This is a genomic window from Arcticibacter tournemirensis, from assembly GCF_006716645.1.
GTDB lineage: Bacteria > Bacteroidota > Bacteroidia > Sphingobacteriales > Sphingobacteriaceae > Arcticibacter > Arcticibacter tournemirensis.
In genome coordinates this window covers 3,445,877-3,463,032 of record NZ_VFPL01000001.1, presented here as the reverse complement: position 1 = coordinate 3,463,032, position 17,156 = coordinate 3,445,877, and the positions used below count along the sequence as shown (strand labels likewise).

Here is a 17,156-nt window from a genome sequence, read left to right as displayed (position 1 = left end):
TATTTGCTTCGTTTACATGGTGGAACTCATCATGTAATGGCAGGCAGGTGATACAAATAAGAACACATGAAGAAATACATAATTATCCTTTTATGGATTTGGGGTTGTTGTGCCCAGGTATTTGGGCAGAATGACAGAATACCTGTGACCGTCAAAGGGCGGGTAGTCGATGAAAAGAATGAAGCTCTCCCGGGCGTTTCTGTTACAGTGAAGGATATGCCGGGTTTGGGAGTGCCAACCGATATCAATGGGAAGTATACGATAAAAACCGACAAATACCGGGTGCTGGTCTTTTCCTTTATAGGATTTGTGACCCGGGAGATACTGATTAAAGATGAGCTGGAGATCAATGTTGTATTGAAAGAAGCTGAGTCAAATGCTCTCGAGGAAATTGTAGTTACGGCCACGGGCCCACAGAAGAAAGCAACAGTGACGGGGGCCGTTTCTATGATAGATCCCAAAACCTTAAAAACGCCGGGTTCCAGTATCACCAATGCGCTAGCCGGAAACGTGGCGGGGGTTTTAACCATGCAGCGTAGCGGACAACCGGGAAATAACGCTGCTGAGTTTTGGGTTCGCGGTATTTCCACCTTCGGTGCAGGTACAGCCGCTCTTGTTTTGGTAGATGGTTTTGAGCGTAGTCTGAATGAAATAAATATCGAAGATATCGAATCGTTCTCGGTACTAAAAGACGCATCAGCAACGGCTATATATGGCTCGCGCGGGGCAAACGGTGTTGTTCTGGTTTCCACTAAACGCGGAAAAGCTGGTAAAGTTGCCATTAGTGGGAAAGCAGAAGGTTCTTACAACACCAGAACCTTCACTCCAGAGTTTGTAGGGGGGTATACCTACGCTCAATTAATGAACGAAGCGCGCAGCACGCGTAATCAGACCTCGTTTTATTCAGAAGACGATCTGGGTCTTATCCGCGACGGTCTGGATCCGGACCTTTTCCCCAATATCGACTGGATGAAAATGTTCCTTAAAGACGGAGCCTATACAAAAAGAGGTTCATTGAACTTTGACGGCGGAGGCGCTACGGCCCGGTATTTTGTATCGGGTAGTTATATTGACGAGGGCGGTATGTACGCTGTCGACAAAACGATAAAAGATTACAATACCAATGCCAATTATAAACGATGGAATTACCGCTCCAATGTGGATATGAACCTTACGAAAACGACCCTGGTGAAGGTTGGAATAGCAGGATCGCTGGGTAAGCAGAATCTGCCGGGAGGGACTTATGATGAAATATGGGCCTCATTGATGGGACAGAATCCCATTGCCATCCCCATCCGTTATACCAATGGGTATGTAGCTTCGAGAGGGGGGGCAGAACGAAATAATCCATGGACGTTGATCACTCAACAGGGTTACATTGAGAACTGGGAGAATAAGATCCAAACCAATGTGACGCTGGAACAGGATCTGAACTTCGTAACCAAAGGCTTGCGTTTTGTTGGGAGATATGGTTACGATACGAATAACTGGAACCATATCAGAAGAATGAAATGGCCTGAAGGATGGGAAGCAGAACGCCTAAGGGATTCAGATGGAAATCTGATATTTCAGCGTCGTATAACTGAACAGTTGCTCACTCAGTTTTCCAATGCGAATGGCGAACGAATGGAGTTTTTACAAGGCGAACTTCACTATGCTAAAACCCTTGGCAATCATAATATGGGAGGTACGCTGCAATATACCCAGGAAAAGAAGGTAAACACTTCCGATTATGGAACAGATCTGATTCAGGGCATTGAGCGGCGTAACCAAAGGCTCGCCGGACGATTAACCTATGGGTATAAATCCCGTTATTTTTTCGATTTTAACTTTGGATACAACGGTTCTGAGAACTTTGCCACTGGTCACCAGTTTGATCTTTTTCCAGCCATTTCCGGTGCCTGGAATATTGGAGAAGAGCCGTTTATAAAGAAAAATCTGAGCTGGATGAATATGTTCAAGCTCCGTTACTCCTATGGTAAGGTGGGGAATGATTACATGCCAATACGTTTTCCATACCTCGCTTCTTTCAAAAACGCAACGGGGTATAACTGGGGAGATATCGAAAGTAACTTCAGTTTTTCCGGCCTTACCTATGATAATATAGCCTCTAATTCTGTGACATGGGAAGTGGCTACCAAGCATAATCTTGGCCTTGATTTTTCATTATTCCGCGACAAAATTAGTGGAGCTCTTGACTATTTTCACGAGCAACGGGATGGAATCTATATGTCAAGAGACTTTATACCGGCTAGTGTTGGGCTGCAAGGTGCCAGACCCCGGGCTAATGTTGGCTCTGCTGTGTCAAAGGGTTTTGACGGACAGTTAAAGATCTCTCAAAAAATAGGGGAGATAAATTTCACATTGCGTAGTACGATGACCTACGGTAAGAATGAGGTTCTGGAATACGACGAGCAGTTCAGTAATTATCCGTACAATACTCAGGCCGGATTTCGAGTAAACCAGAACCGGGGCCTGATAGCTCTTGGACTCTTTAAAGATTATGAAGATATCAGGAACAGCCCGACACAAACGTTCGGACCTGTTATGCCTGGCGATATTAAATACAAGGATATCAATGGTGATGGAAAAATAGACGACATTAATGACATTGTACCTGTTGGTGCAACTCCTTATCCTAACCTTGTTTATGGTTTTGCACTGGTAAGTCAATGGAAGAACTTTGATTTCAACGTCTTTTTTCAGGGGGTAGGTAAATCGTCGTTCTTTATCAATGGCTATACGGTGTATCCCTTTAGCAGAGGAGACTGGGGTAATATCCTAACGGACGTAGTTGAGGCAAACCGCTGGGTCTTGGGCGAGAATGAAGATGTTAACGCTTCCTATCCCAGACTAAGTTATGGTGGAAATGGCAACAATTACAGGCCTTCGTCATATTGGCTTAGGGAGAGTTCATACCTGCGCCTTAAAACAGTTGAGGCAGGGTACAATCTGCCGAAACGGCTCATCAATAGATTTCACGTAAATAGTATGAGGCTGTTCTTTATGGGCACCAATGTGCTCACTTTCTCCAAGTTTAAATTGTGGGATCCCGAAATGAACAGTTCCAACGGTCAGCAGTATCCGCTGGCAAAGACCTTTACCTTTGGTGTAAGTGCAACTCTATAAACGAAAAAAAGAATGAAAGCAAAGCACATAATAATTATACTGTTAGTTGGCACAGGGCTTTTTACTAGTTCCTGTAAAGACTACCTGAGCGTAGAACATTTCTTCGACGACAGGCAAAGTGAAGAACGGATATTTAACAGCAGAGACTACACTGAACAATGGTTAGCAAATTGTTACAGTCAGTTGTTAGATTATAACCTGGAAATCGGGCATAAAAACTATACGGTCTCTAACTATGCAGATGACATGTTTTATAACGAAGGGGGAAACGGCGCTGATTACAGAAGATTTAAATTTGGTGAATACGATCAAGGCTGGTATAATCAGTCCTGGACACAGTCGTACGCCGGTATCCGCCAGGCTTCTATAATGATTAATACAATTTCTGAAGGAGGCACCTTTACCGATCATGAGGTAGCTCAATATAAGGCCGAGGCTCGTTTTATCAGGGCTTACTTATACTGGTTGCTGTTAAGGAAATATGGTCCAGTACCCCTCATGCCTGAGAAGGGAGTCGATTATGATCAAACGTATGATAACCTGTCGTTCCCTCGTAATACCTACGATGAGGTAGCTGATTTTATTTCTTCTGAAATGGTCCTGGCAGCTAAAGACCTTCCATTGAAACGTGATAACCGTAATATTGCCCGTCCTACACGTGGTGCGGCTTTAGCAACGAGGGCAAAAGCGCTGTTATTTGCAGCTAGTCCTTTAGCGAACGGAAACGCGGAGATGGCAGGATTCACAGATGATCAGGGCAGGGTTTTAATTTCGCAACAATATAGCGAAGAAAAGTGGGCAAAGGCTGCAGCTGCAGCTAAAGATGTTATTGAATTGAACTTATATAAGCTCTATACGGCTGACAGGAGGATTAAAGGTACAGAATCTTATCCTGCGACTATAATTCCGCCGCATCATCCTGAGTACTCGAACAAGAATTTCCCTGAAGGATGGGCCAATATAGATCCCTTCGAGTCATACCGCTCACTGTTCAACGGCGACCTCTATGCTTCGGAAAACACGGAAATGATCTTCACGAGGGGCGAGAACCAAACTGATCAGGAACACGGCGTAATCGCATTAACGAGGCATCAGATGCCGCAGACAGCGGGAGGATGGAATAGCCATGGTCTTACTTTGAAGCAATGCGATGCGTATGACATGAACGATGGGCGTCCATTTAACAGGGCTGAGATATTGCAGAAATATGGCTCGAATATGTTCGTGCAAAGCAATGAAGTGGACCAGTTTAAACCCTTGAAAGCGAACGTTTGGAAAGAGTTTGCGCTCCGGGAACCCAGATTTTACGCATCCGTTGCTTTTAGCGGGGCATTATGGACCATGTCAAGCGCTACCAAGAACGTAGGAGAGAATACAAATAAACAGATATTTTATTACCGTGGGGAAAGAGAAGGAAGGGTGAATGGCGATCGCTGGCTGCCCACTGGGATTGGGATGATGAAATATGTAAACCCGAAAGATAATGCCGATAACGACGGAAAAATTTACCCTAAAGTGGAAATCACCATTCGGTATGCCGACATTCTTCTGATGTATGCAGAAGCACTCAATGAGCTGTCAGGCTCTTATAACATACCATCATGGGATGGAGCGATGACTTATATTATTTCAAGGGATGTTAACGAGATGAGCAAAGCTATTTCACCTGTGCGTATTCGCGCAGGAGTTCCCAATTACGAAACGACAGTGTATGCAAATCAAGCCAGCCTACGTAACAGCATCAAACATGAGCGGCAAATAGAATTGCTGGCCGAAAACCAGCGTTACTATGACTTAAGAAGATGGAAAGATGCACCGGTAGAAGATGCGAAGCAGATTTATGGATACAATACCTTGATTACAGCTAAGGGCAATCCCGCTCTTTTCTATTCACCAGTACGTGTTCCTCTCCTGCAAACCGCCTTCTCTCAGAAGATGTATTTCTGGCCTATTCACTGGGATGAGCTGCGTAAGAACAATCGCCTGACACAGGCACCGGGCTGGCCATCTTTTGATTAATTTAATAATGGATTTATATCATGAAAAGTTTCTATAAATATATCGTAGCACTGACATTGATTATGCCCTTCGCTGCATGCAATGATGAGTGGGAGGAGGAATTGTTTACCAACATGGTTTCGTTTAAAGCCCCTATTGGAAGTGAAGGAGTGACGGAAGTATATCTCCGTTACAAGAAGGATGGAGAGGTTGAGTATAATCTTCCTGTAATTGTGAGCGGAACGCAGGAGAATCAAAAGGATCTCAACGTACAAGTTGAGGTTGACAACGACACCCTGAACATATTTAATCAGGGAAAATATCAGTACCGTACTGATTTATATTTTAAACAGTTGCCTGCTCAATTTTTTGAACTGCCTGCTGGTCCCTGTTTTATTCCGAAAGGCTCGCATACCGCGAACCACAAGATTAAATTCAAGTTCTTCAACCTTGATCTCGTAGAACGCTGGGTGCTTCCGCTTACAATAAAGGACGACCCTTCCTATGCAGTTAATTACCGTAAAGGATGGCGAAAGGCGTTGTTGTATGTGAAACCATTCAATGACTATTCAGGAAGCTATTCCGCAACATCTATGAACATTGTTTTTGACAGTGATACGGAACCAAAAACAATGGTTATGAGTACAAAGAACGCTTGGGTGGTAGATGAAAATACCGTGTTCTTTTATGCCGGTATGGTGGAAGAACGATCAGAAGAGCGTGGTGATTACAAGATTCTTATGCGTTTTGGCGAGCCGGTTGAAAACGCCGACGGAAGCAGAACAGGTGCCCTTACAGTCCAGGCCGAAAATCCTGCAATTAACTTTGAATTGCTGAGCCAGCCCACATATCAGATCAAAAAGGTTGTAGATCCTACCTTGCCTTACTTGGTTAGTGAATACACTACTGTCAATATCAAATACAAATACAACGACATTACCTCTATTCCGAATATGCCTATCCGGTACAAAGCGGAAGGATCTATGACTATGGAGCGGAGAAGAAATATCACTATTCCTGACGACGATCAGGCAATACAGTGGTAAAAGAACCATATCCAATAAAAAAACCTGCAGGTACCAACTTGCAGGTTTTTTTTATTGTAATATATTTGATAGTTACCATTTTATTAATTCTAGATTAGACTGCGCAAGAACTTTTATATGATGAAACTTTTTTACCCGTTTTTATTTTTATTGATTTCGTTTGCTGTAAGGGGCGAAAATGGGAATGCGAAGCTGATGGCTCAGCTGAAGGCCGAACTTGCTAGAAAGAGCGTTTACGACAATCAGAAAGAGCGTGTGATCGCTGGTCTGAAACTGGAACTTGAACGGTGTGCATCTAACGATCTTGACCGGAAGTATCAGCTATGCAACAGGTTGTTTGAAGAGTATAAGAGCTACCAGTATGATTCTGCATATGTGTATACTCAGAAAATGATCAGGCTGAGTGTGGCGATGCATGATTTACCTAAGCAATATGAAAGTAAAATAAAGCTGGGTATTATTCTGATGTCGTCGGGTATGTTTATAGAAACCCGGGATTGCCTGGATCAGGTTGATCCAAAAATTCTTGATCCAAAGTCGAAGAGGCTTTATTACCGGCTAAAATGTGTGTTTTACGCTGAACTTGCCAACTATAATAATGATAAATATTACGCCGAACATTATCGGCAAGAATCACATAAATACCTCGACAGCGCGATTGCACTGGCTGAGAAGGGATCGTTTGAACAAATTATGTACAAAGCAGAGGTCCCGGATACCGCTGGGCAAAAGCTGAGTAATTATAAGTACTATGAGGAGCTGCTTTATCGTCATAAGCTCACTCAGCATCAAACGGCTATGATTGCTGCAGCTCTGGCCGATCATTATGAAGGGGATGAGCGCATGAGACTATTATATATTGCCGCCATCAATGATATAAAGTCTTCCATAAAAGAAACGGTGGCCATTTATAAGCTTGGAAGAAATTTGTATAGAGTTGGAGATGTAAAGGATGCCTACTTTTTTATGCAGGAGGCGTTGAACAATGCCGAATTTTACGGATCGCGCCTCCATAAAATTGAGATCGCGTCTATCTTGCCGGATATCGCTGCGAATAAAATTTTGATAACCGAGAATGCTAAAAATAAATTCATCATATATCTTTTAACAAGCCTGATCATCGTAGTTATTATAAGCCTTATATCATTCATTGTCTTTATTCAGCTTAAACGCCTGCGTGTTAAGGAACGGATCATCGCAGAGAAGAACAGTCAGTTAGAAAAGATAAATGTCAGGCTGTCGGAAGATGCTCGCATTAAAGAGGAATACATAGGTTATTTCTTCAATATATTTTCTGAATATATCTTGAAGCTCGAAAAACTCAAAAGAAATGGTGAACGAAAGATGAAAAGCCAGCAATACGAAGACATTCTTGCGCTCTTTGGCCAGATTAATATTAAAAAGGAGCGCGATCATCTCTTTCGTACATTCGACCGCGTATTCTTAAAGCTGTTTCCCAACTTCGTTCAGTCTTTCAACGCACTCTTAAAGCCGGAAGACCAGATCTGGCCCAGAGATAACGAAGTGCTGAACGCACATTTAAGGATATTCGCACTGGTAAGGCTCGGAATTACTGATAACGAGACGATTGCCAAAATACTTGAGTATAGCGTTAATACGGTATATACATACAAATTCAGAATCAAAACTAAAGCCCTGGTAAAACCGGATGATTTTGATACCTCCATTATGGATATTAAGGTTGTTACGGAGCCTTGAGTTTTTGATTCTGCCCCTTTTGGATGAACAGTGCTCATCTTTGGTTTCCTCAATTAGGCTACAAAAGTCCTCAATTAGACTACATGTCACGCGCCCTGCATTCTGATATTTGTTATATCAATAAGAAATATCAGATATGGAAAATGAAATGAAGAGTAAGGTATGGTTCATTACCGGCGCTTCGCGTGGTTTTGGACGTATTTGGGCGGAGGCCGCCCTGGAGCGTGGCGATAAAGTGGCAGCTACGGCTCGTAATGTTAATAGTTTAGCTGCACTGAAAGAAAAGTATGCCGACAGCGTTTTAGCGCTCGAATTGGACGTGACGAACCCTGCTCAGGCAAAAGCAGCAGTCGACGAGGCGTATGCGTATTTTGGAAGGTTGGATATTGTGCTAAATAATGCCGGGTATTCGTTGGTGGGAACAATAGAGGAGGCAAGTGCAGAAGATGTAAGGGCAATGTTCGAAACCAATGTTTTCGGAACGCTTGCTGTTATCCAGGCTGCTTTGCCTTTGCTTCGTGAGCAGGGTGGAGGACATATCCTCGGTACGTCCAGCAATCTTGGTCATGTGGTTCTCCCGGTAATTGGCTACTATTGCTCATCTAAATGGGCGTTTGAAGCTATTCACGAAAGCCTGGCACTGGAGGTTAAGGATTTTGGGATCAAAGTGACCATCATCGAACCGGGAGCTTATGCTACGGAATTCGGCAGTGAGGCCTCGTTAAAGTTCGCTGAAGGAATGGATATTTACGCGAACTTCAAAGCTCAATTTTTTGGACAACTGAAAGACATGAAAAAAGGTGATCCGAATGCTACACCACAAGCACTTTTTCAAGTTGTAGATGCCGAAAAGCCGCCGCTACGATTCAATTTAGGTAGTCAGAATCTATCGTGGGTGAAGGCTGCTTATGAAGAACGTTTAGCCCTTTGGGAACAATGGGATGCTGTTTCAAGTTCAGCGCAGGGCGTTGCTGAATAAATTTGTAACTTGCATATTAAAACAGTCTATCTTTTATTTTATTTAAAGTGAAACCATCATGAGCATTTTCAGAAGCTCACAAACCGGCATCAATAAAGTGCTCATGTTTGCTTCAGTGCCATTTAAAACAAATTGTTCTAATGAAAAAGGACGAAAAAAGCCCGCATAAATTTGAGACACTATCTGATGCCCATCGCGCATTTGGATTGCCTCAACCTAAGCACCCGTTGATCAGCATGATCAACGGGGCGCCTTCATGGTCGGAAGTAATACCACCCTTTGTTCATCATGTACTGGGGTTTTATAAGATTTCTTATAAACCTAAACTCGGTGGCAGATTAAAATACGGACAGGGCTATTACGATTTCGATGAGGGCGGCTTGCTGTTTGCTTCTCCAGGCCAGGTAATGGGAGGAGTGGAGAGCGAAGGAACGGTATGCTCAGCTTATACCTTGCTTATTCACCCTGATTTCTTTTTGGGGTATCCGCTTGCGAAGAAGATCAGTCAGTATGGCTTCTTTTCGTACACAGCCAACGAAACGCTGCACCTTTCTGAAGACGAGAAAACTACTATCCTCTCTATTTTCAGGATTATGGAAGAGGAGCTGAACGGCCGCATTGACGACTTTAGTCAGGACGTGGTCATTTCGCAGATTGAGCTATTGCTGAATTATGCCAACCGTTTTTATAAGCGCCAGTTCATTACCCGGAAAGTGGTTAATCACGATCTTCTGCAAAGGTTGGAGGAGCTGCTAAACAGTTATTTTAATAATGAACACGCTTTAAGCAAGGGTATCCCCACGGTTCAGTATCTGGCCGAGAATCTGAATCTTTCGCCCAGCTATTTAAGTGATATGCTTCGTACCCTAACAGGGCAGAATGCACAGCAGCACATTCATGATAAACTGATTGAAAAGGCAAAGGAAAAACTTTCTACTACCAGCTTATCTGTAAGTGAAGTAGCCTATGCGCTGGGTTTTGAACATCCGCAGTCGTTCAGTAAGCTCTTTAAAACAAAGACCAGCCTTTCTCCGCTCGAGTTCAGGCGATCTTTTAACTGAGTAATTCTCAGCATAGGATTCGCAGTGAACCTCCAGGTCGCGTCACGCAGCAGTACGCCAGGTGAGTTATTCAAGGGAGGGGGGCTAGTTCGGGACTGCTGGCAGACTGACGGCAGACTGCTCTCAGGTTTATTGCTCAGCCATACTACGGCCCGAGCCTGGTTATACGACTCCGTGTCGATGAATTCTCGATGAAATCAGCATGCCCAGTCGATGAATTCTCGAACAAATGTGCCATCAGCCTGCCGTCAGACTGCCAGCAGTCTGCCATCAGTGAGTAAGGAGGACTGAAAATGTCTGATTTTATTAACGTCCTGACGCTTTCAGGTGCGATAAGAATAATCCGGCTGTTTGTGCTGCCTTCTTCTTAGCCCGATTGGCAACTTCCCCTTCAAAATAGGTATCTATAGTCCGGTTAAAATGAAGTAACCAGCGGTCGTAGTGGGCGCGGTCAACATTTAATGTGCTGTGACTTGAAATAGATTGCTCGGTGACAGTGAGCTCTTCGAACAGAGCGCTGTTCCAGAACTTGTATAGCCGGTCTAAGTGCGGGGTCCAGTCGGTTATCGCATGTGCAAAAACAGGTCCCAGGAGCGGATCTTGCAATGCCAGGACATAAAACTCATTTACGAAAAGTACAACGTCGTCAGGACCGCAAATATCACGCTTCATAAACCTATAGAATGGCTCTCATCATGCCGGAACAGAGCAGCTGAATGCAGCTCTCTATGCAACAAAAATAATGAAATAAACCATTAAAGATATGATCGCGCTTGTGTAATTAAAATTTTATGATGCGCGGGGTGCACTTAATCATATTTCAGTGCAGGATAACCGAGGAGCCTCCGCCATAGTGCAAGCTGCCCGATCATGTTTGCTTCCCTGTACATTGTAAAGCTGATAACTTCGTAGTAGGTCATTTTCATGCCTCCCATGTCCATCGTGCTGTCAAGCTTTTCATCTCCAATGGCTACCAGAGCCTCCCGTGCCAGTGGGCTTATTGTTTCCCAGTCTTTCAGGTATTCTGCCACCGAAGGATATTTCGCATTGGTGAGAATACCCTGATTTTCTCTGAATAGCTCATCACCGGTTTGTTTTAAGCCGGGATGTGTTTCCTGGGTCATGAAGTAACGTTGCTGGACGACAGAACCGCTGATCCATCCCATATGGTTGGCCTGGGTATTTAAGCGGTTATGCATGTCTTCTTCTGATATGCCGTCGAGAGCGCGCCGAAAAAAGGTAGTATGCATGTCGAATAGTGACAAAAATCCAATAGTCCTGTTGCTTGCCGTTTTTGTTTCCATAATTCAAGGGTTCTGCGTTGGTGTATTACAAAGGTACTGCTCACTCTACACTTTTGGAGGTGGTGAAACCGGCTTTTTAAGTGGGCAAATGCGTCATGTATTTGATTTTCCATTTTTAAAATTACTTTTGCGGGCAAATGTCAATAAATCCACAATTACAGAACCGCAGTAATCAAGCCTGCGAGCTTTGCTTAAATCCGGATAGTGATTTAAACGCTTATACTGTTCCTCCCAGAAACGAGTCGATCGAAAACCAGGTTGTTTTATGCTCTGAGTGCCTCGGGCAGATAGCATCCGGCGATTACACCAATACGCATCACTGGCGTTGCCTGGAGGGGAGCATCTGGAGCGAAGTGCCGTCAGTGCAGGTACTTTCGTATAAAATAATGAGCAGGTTATCGTCTACCGAAGAATGGGCGAGGGATACGATTGAATCGGTATATCTGGATGAGTCGCTGGTGGAATGGGCTAACGCAGAGGACGCCCTGGAAGCCGGGAAGGTGATTCATAAAGATAGTTTCGGCGTTGTTCTTGAAACCGGCGATTCGGTGATCCTGACTCAGAACCTTAACGTTAAAGGAACAAGTTACATCGCGCCCAAGGGAACGATGGTTCGGAAAATTAAGCTGGTGCCTGATAATGCCGACCAGATAGAAGGGAAGATAAACGGCGACACGATTGTGATCCTTACCAGGTTTGTAAGAAAATCGGTATAACATTACGGCCGTCTTAAACAAAAAGCCCCCTGCATTATATGATGCAGGGGGCTTTTTTTGTAGTCTTGCTAGGGTTCGAACCTAGATTTTCAGAGCCAGAATCTGACGTGGTACCATTACACTACAAGACTATAAGAACAAAACCAGAATGGTTTTCTGTATTCCGCTGCAAAAATACAATAAAAATGATTTGATGGAAATCTAATTCAAATTTTCCTTCTCTTTTCTTTCTTCTGCGTCAAAATGAAGTTTTTATTGGTGTTTCTATGTATCGCCGGTTTTGGTGATAATTTCTAATTATCGCCATATTTGGCTATAATGTTAAAATATCGCCAGATATGACTATATTCGTATATGAAACCACAGAAAGCAGTACTTACGGCAGATATTGTAAATTCGAGTACACTCGGCGAGAAGCAGTTGGATGAGCTGCTTTTTGCTGTTAAAACCGAGCTTAAGGGGCAAAAGGCGAAAAGCGACTTTTACCGGGGCGACAGCTTTCATGCCTTGTGCGATATAGAACAGGCTTTAACGCTGGCACTCAGGTTAAGAGCGATAGCTAAACAGAGTGATCCAAAGGATAAAAGCGAGGATATTGATATCCGGATCGCGATTGGAATAGGTCCAGTTGAAGAGCCCATTAAGAATATGGCGACGGCCAAAGGGGAGGCTTTTATGCTTTCAGGGAGGGAACTCGACCTGTTAAGCAAGACAAGCGACCGGCTTGCCCTGCGTTGTGCCGATAAAAAGATAGACGCCGGATTGCAGGGAATAGCCGTTTTTGTGGATCTGCTAATGCAAAAGATGTCGTCAAAGCAGGCTGAAACAGTGGGAGAGCTCCTGATGGGTGCTACCCAGATGGAAGCAGCCAAAAAGCTGAAGAAGAGCCAGTCGACCATAAATAAGCTGGCGAAGGCGGCTAATTGGAGTGAAATGGAAAAAGCTATCGGAATATATCGTAAACTTGTATCACTGATAACTGAATAAACCTATGTTATTTCTCTGGTGCATTAAAATGCTTTCCGCTCACTTGCTTACTGATTTTGTTTTACAGCCCAAATTGTGGGTTGAAAGCAGGACAACTTACCACTGGAAATCAAAATATCTCTATATCCATGCTGGCTTAACGGCTTTTGCAGCCGCCCTGTTTACAGGCTTCAGTAGCTGGATAACGCTTTTTGTTATATTGATCAGTCATTTTCTCATAGATCTCTGGAAATCATACCGTCCCGCAACGTTAATTTATTTCTTTGCCGACCAGTTTCTGCATCTGGCTGTAATTGCCGCCCTGGGTGCTTTGCTTTTCCCCGCAGAAATACCTACGGCGGAGACAGTGCTGTCGGTGGTAAACAGCAAACCTTACTGGCTGGTTACGCTGGCCGTGATCTTTCTTTCGTATCCTTCGGGAATCATGATCGGAATGCTTACTTCAAAATGGCGAAACCAGATCCCGCAGCAGGAGTTTACCCTGGGTAATGCAGGAAAATGGATCGGTATCCTCGAACGCCTCATTATTTTTGTACTGGTAGTATTCGATCAGTATGCCGCTATAGGCTTGCTTACAGCCGCAAAATCTATCCTTCGCTTTAGCGATACCAAGGATGCCCCGCAACGCACAGAGTACGTTCTTATCGGGACGCTCATCAGCGTTGCTACAGCCATCACCGTTGGGTTGCTTGTTAAAACGGGACTCCGGTGAGTTGAAGGTTTAAAGTTTAAAGTTCAAAGTTGAAAGTTTAAAGTGCCGTAGCAGGTTTTAAGTTAAGGTTACGTACAAGATGCATTGAAAAATATTCTGCGTTTCTGCAGGGAATGTGGATAAGCAAATTTTGAATTATCCGGAGATAGCCGCAAATTCGCAGACTTTTACTGATTGCTTGGAAAGATATGATTTCACATTTTAAGAAGATAGCCGAGGAGCTTTCTTTAAGCGAAAAACAGGTTAGTACTACAGTTGCTTTACTAGATGAAGGCGCTACTGTGCCTTTTATCTCAAGGTACCGTAAGGAATTGACGGGAAGTCTTGATGAAGTTCAGGTAGCTGCTATCCGCGACCGCGCTGAACAACTACGGGAACTTGATAAACGCCGCGATGCTATCCTGAAATCGCTTGCTGAAATGGGCAAACTGAGCCCGGAGCTTGAAAAGCAGATACAAGAGGCAGAAACAATGACCGTTCTTGAGGACCTGTACCTGCCTTACCGGCCCAAGCGGAAGACCCGCGCCAGTGCGGCAAGGGAAAAGGGACTGCAACCTCTTGCAGATCTTCTGATGGAACAGCATAAATTTGATGTTCTTGAAGAAGCTGCTAAATATATAAATCAGGAGAAGGGTGTAACTACGGATGCAGAAGCTCTGGCAGGTGCCCGTGATATTATTGCTGAACAGATCAGTGAGAATGCAGACACAAGGGCGAAGATCAGAGAACTGTTTATAGAAAAAGGCGAGTTTAGTTCTAAAGTAATTGAAGGAAAAGAGATTGAAGGCGCCAAGTATAAAGATTACTTTGACTGGAAGGAGCCGGTAAAGACCGCGCCTTCCCATCGTATTCTGGCCATGCGAAGGGGTGAAAAGGAGCTTGTTCTTTCGCTGGATGTGTTTCCGCCTGAAGACGATGCAATCGCCATACTCGACCGGTTTTTTGTGAAGTCAAATAATGCGGCATCCGATCAGGTGCGCCTGGCGCTTACCGATAGTTACAAAAGGCTGCTGAAGCCTTCGATGGAAACAGAGGTTCGTCTGCTCACCAAAAAGAAGGCTGATGAAGAGGCCATCAGGGTATTTGCAGAGAACGTACGTCAGCTGTTGCTTTCGGCACCCATGGGGCAAAAGCGAATCATGGCAATAGACCCCGGCTTCCGCACAGGATGTAAGGTTGTATGTCTTGACGAACAGGGGCAGCTGCTGGAGAATACTGCCATTTATCCGCATACCGGCTCAGGCGGTGTTGCTGAGGCGGAAAAGACTATTTACCATCTTGTCCATACGTATTCCATTGAATCTATTGCTATAGGTAACGGAACCGCAGGACGTGAAACAGAGACTTTTATACGTCGGTTAAATCTTCCCGGAGTAAATGTGGTGATGGTGAATGAGAGTGGGGCTTCTATCTATTCCGCATCGGAGGCGGCAAGGGAGGAGTTTCCGGATAAGGACATCACCGTAAGGGGCGCAGTGTCCATCGGAAGACGGCTGATGGATCCCCTGGCCGAACTGGTGAAGATTGACCCCAAGTCGATTGGAGTAGGGCAATATCAGCATGACGTCGATCAGAATAAGTTGCAGACATCACTGGATGACACTGTTATAAGCTGTGTGAACGCAGTAGGAGTTGAGCTGAACACAGCATCTAAACAAATCCTTTCCTATGTCTCGGGTCTGGGTCCGCAGCTCGCGAAGGGCATTGTGGAATACCGTAATAAAAACGGCGCCTTTAAGAGACGTGATGAACTGAAAAAGGTGCCTCGCCTGGGCGATAAAGCGTTTGAGCAATCGGCTGGTTTCCTTCGCATCCGGAATGCAGAGCACCCGCTTGATGCAAGCGCAGTACATCCGGAACGTTATAGCTTGGTCGAACAGATGGCAAAAGACTTGAATTGCCGCCTGGAGGACCTGATGAAGGATGATACCCTACGTAAGAAGATCCGTCCTGAAAGATACGTGAGTGATGCCGTCGGACTGCCTACCTTACAGGATATACTTCAGGAGCTGGCAAAGCCAGGTCGTGATCCGCGTGAGCAGTTTGAAGCATTTAGCTTTACGGAAGGTGTGAATGACATAGCGGATCTTAAGGTGGGGATGAAGCTCCCCGGAATCATTACCAACATTACGAATTTTGGCGCTTTCGTAGATATTGGCGTACACCAGGACGGGCTTGTTCATTTAAGCCAGCTTTCAAACCGCTTCGTCAAGGATCCCAACGAAGTAGTAAAAGTGCATCAGAAAGTAGAGGTCACGGTCACAGAAGTAGACGCCAGCCGCAAAAGGATCTCGCTGTCTATGAAAACGGAGGAACAGCGACCGGTAAACAAGCCTGCTGCTAAAGTCGGAAAAAAGAGGGTCCCGGAGGAGGATTTTAACAGCAAGCTGGCTGCGCTGAAGAGTCGGTTTTCGTAAGAAAGGACGCTTTTATGTATGAATCTTTGAACCGGAATTGAATGTTAAATTATTATTAACTATTTTTAGTTTCTGAAGAACCTTTTTCGGTTTGTAAATGTTATCTAGTATACATTCATTGAACTATTGGTGTTGTTCGTGAAGACGGATCTTAATCCGGTATTCTTATCTTTTATGTGATCTTTAATAATTTGATGTATGAAAAGCATTGACGAATCAACAGCAGCAAAGGCAAACAGCTTTAATTTCTTTATAAACCTGTTTGATAACGGTGAGTTTAATGAGTTAGTAGTTACCCAAGGTGTAGATGGATACCAGGTAGAGCTTGATAATGAAACATATATGTGTACGCTGGCTCAGGATAGCAATCATTGCTGGAAGCTCATAAAAGGCTCTATACCTTCCTTTGTTATCAGCGAAATCACTCAGAGAATAGACAGGAAATTAAGTAATTAATTTATACGGTATACAGGTAGCGCTGCCTTAATCCATCTACCTTGCTAAACCTTTCAAGTACAGTGTTTAGCTGTTTTTTGCGTATTTCAACTTCAACAGAGCAATCGTTATCATAGTCCTGCTTCCGGATATGCAGATTTTCTTCCTTGATAATCCGCATTACGTCATTCATCTGCAGGTAGTCGAAGTTAAATCTATAAATGTCATTTATTGTTTTCTCTGCAACCTCAGCTACTTTTAAAGCTTCTGAAGTTGCGGTTTTGTATGCGTTGATCAAGCCTGGAACGCCCAACAGCGTGCCACCGAAGTAGCGCACTACGATGACTATGACGTTAGTGAGGCCGGCTGATAATAATGTGTTCAGAATTGGGCGTCCTGCTGTTCCCGACGGCTCACCGTCGTCGTTTATCCTGAAGGATGTCTTGTCAGGGCCGAGGCGCAGCGCCCAGCAATGGTGCCTTGCTTTGGGATGTGCAGATCTTACATTTGCAACGAATACTTTTGCCTCCTCTTCTGTGCCGGCAGGGAATGCATAGGCTATAAATTTGCTTCCTTTATCCCGAAAAACCCCTTCTGCTGGCTTTGCTATCGTTTTGTAGGTGTCGTCGAACAACATGAGGCAATATTAATTA

At 44.3% G+C, this 17,156-nt stretch carries 14 protein-coding genes and 1 tRNA gene; 11 read left to right on the top strand and 4 right to left on the bottom strand.

Going from position 1 to position 17,156, the window contains the following annotated elements; all coding sequences use genetic code 11:
* Positions 1–66: 66 nt before the first annotated feature.
* From BDE36_RS14595 to BDE36_RS14570, 6 genes are all read left to right on the top strand, one after another.
* On the top strand, positions 67–3,129 hold the full coding sequence (locus BDE36_RS14595; RefSeq protein ID WP_141815458.1) for a SusC/RagA family TonB-linked outer membrane protein: 3,063 nt from the start codon (positions 67–69) through the stop codon (positions 3,127–3,129).
* Positions 3,130–3,141: 12 nt separating this feature from the next.
* Entirely contained in the window at positions 3,142–5,148 is a 2,007-nt protein-coding gene (locus BDE36_RS14590; protein WP_141815457.1) for a RagB/SusD family nutrient uptake outer membrane protein, read from the top strand.
* 20 nt (positions 5,149–5,168) lie between these two features.
* The gene (locus BDE36_RS14585) at positions 5,169–6,173 is read left to right on the top strand and encodes a DUF4973 domain-containing protein (RefSeq protein WP_141815456.1); all 1,005 of its coding nucleotides are present in this window, start codon (positions 5,169–5,171) and stop codon (positions 6,171–6,173) included.
* A 117-nt stretch (positions 6,174–6,290) separates the two neighbouring features.
* Positions 6,291–7,892, top strand: a complete 1,602-nt coding sequence (locus BDE36_RS14580) for a DUF6377 domain-containing protein (protein ID WP_141815455.1) — start codon at positions 6,291–6,293, stop codon at positions 7,890–7,892.
* A gap of 136 nt (positions 7,893–8,028) precedes the next feature.
* Positions 8,029–8,871 carry an SDR family NAD(P)-dependent oxidoreductase gene (locus tag BDE36_RS14575; RefSeq protein WP_141815454.1) on the top strand — a complete coding sequence of 281 codons (843 nt, stop codon included), beginning with the start codon at positions 8,029–8,031 and terminating at the stop codon, positions 8,869–8,871.
* A gap of 140 nt (positions 8,872–9,011) precedes the next feature.
* A complete protein-coding gene (locus BDE36_RS14570) occupies positions 9,012–9,932 on the top strand; it encodes a helix-turn-helix domain-containing protein (RefSeq protein WP_128767554.1) in 921 nt (306 codons plus the stop codon).
* 306 nt (positions 9,933–10,238) lie between these two features.
* Here the strand turns inward: BDE36_RS14570 and BDE36_RS14565 are convergent, their stop codons facing one another.
* Both BDE36_RS14565 and BDE36_RS14560 read right to left on the bottom strand, forming a co-directional pair.
* Positions 10,239–10,604 (bottom strand): group III truncated hemoglobin, encoded by a 366-nt coding sequence (locus BDE36_RS14565; RefSeq protein ID WP_128767553.1) that lies wholly within the window; start codon positions 10,602–10,604, stop codon positions 10,239–10,241.
* 137 nt (positions 10,605–10,741) lie between these two features.
* Positions 10,742–11,236 carry a DinB family protein gene (locus tag BDE36_RS14560; RefSeq protein WP_128767552.1) on the bottom strand — a complete coding sequence of 165 codons (495 nt, stop codon included), beginning with the start codon at positions 11,234–11,236 and terminating at the stop codon, positions 10,742–10,744.
* A 137-nt stretch (positions 11,237–11,373) separates the two neighbouring features.
* Here BDE36_RS14560 and BDE36_RS14555 point away from each other — a divergent pair, with 137 nt between their 5' ends.
* Complete coding sequence (locus BDE36_RS14555) at positions 11,374–11,952, top strand: PhnA domain-containing protein (RefSeq protein WP_128767551.1); 579 nt, start codon at positions 11,374–11,376, stop codon at positions 11,950–11,952.
* Between the two features lie 60 nt (positions 11,953–12,012).
* Here BDE36_RS14555 and BDE36_RS14550 read toward each other — a convergent pair.
* Positions 12,013–12,083: transfer RNA gene (locus tag BDE36_RS14550), tRNA-Gln, on the bottom strand.
* Between the two features lie 223 nt (positions 12,084–12,306).
* Here BDE36_RS14550 and BDE36_RS14545 point away from each other — a divergent pair.
* The 4 genes from BDE36_RS14545 to BDE36_RS14530 all read left to right on the top strand — a co-directional run bounded on the left by BDE36_RS14545 (position 12,307) and on the right by BDE36_RS14530 (position 16,524).
* Entirely contained in the window at positions 12,307–12,939 is a 633-nt protein-coding gene (locus BDE36_RS14545; RefSeq protein ID WP_128767550.1) for a nucleotidyl cyclase domain-containing protein, read from the top strand.
* Between the two features lie 28 nt (positions 12,940–12,967).
* The gene (locus BDE36_RS14540; protein ID WP_161987630.1) at positions 12,968–13,651 is read left to right on the top strand and encodes a DUF3307 domain-containing protein; all 684 of its coding nucleotides are present in this window, start codon (positions 12,968–12,970) and stop codon (positions 13,649–13,651) included.
* 188 nt (positions 13,652–13,839) lie between these two features.
* Positions 13,840–16,068 (top strand): Tex family protein, encoded by a 2,229-nt coding sequence (locus BDE36_RS14535; protein ID WP_141815452.1) that lies wholly within the window; start codon positions 13,840–13,842, stop codon positions 16,066–16,068.
* Between the two features lie 198 nt (positions 16,069–16,266).
* Positions 16,267–16,524 carry a hypothetical protein gene (locus BDE36_RS14530; RefSeq protein WP_128767547.1) on the top strand — a complete coding sequence of 86 codons (258 nt, stop codon included), beginning with the start codon at positions 16,267–16,269 and terminating at the stop codon, positions 16,522–16,524.
* Between the two features lies 1 nt (position 16,525).
* Here BDE36_RS14530 and BDE36_RS14525 read toward each other — a convergent pair whose 3' ends face one another.
* Positions 16,526–17,140 (bottom strand): IMPACT family protein, encoded by a 615-nt coding sequence (locus tag BDE36_RS14525; RefSeq protein ID WP_141815451.1) that lies wholly within the window; start codon positions 17,138–17,140, stop codon positions 16,526–16,528.
* Positions 17,141–17,156 lie beyond the last annotated feature (16 nt).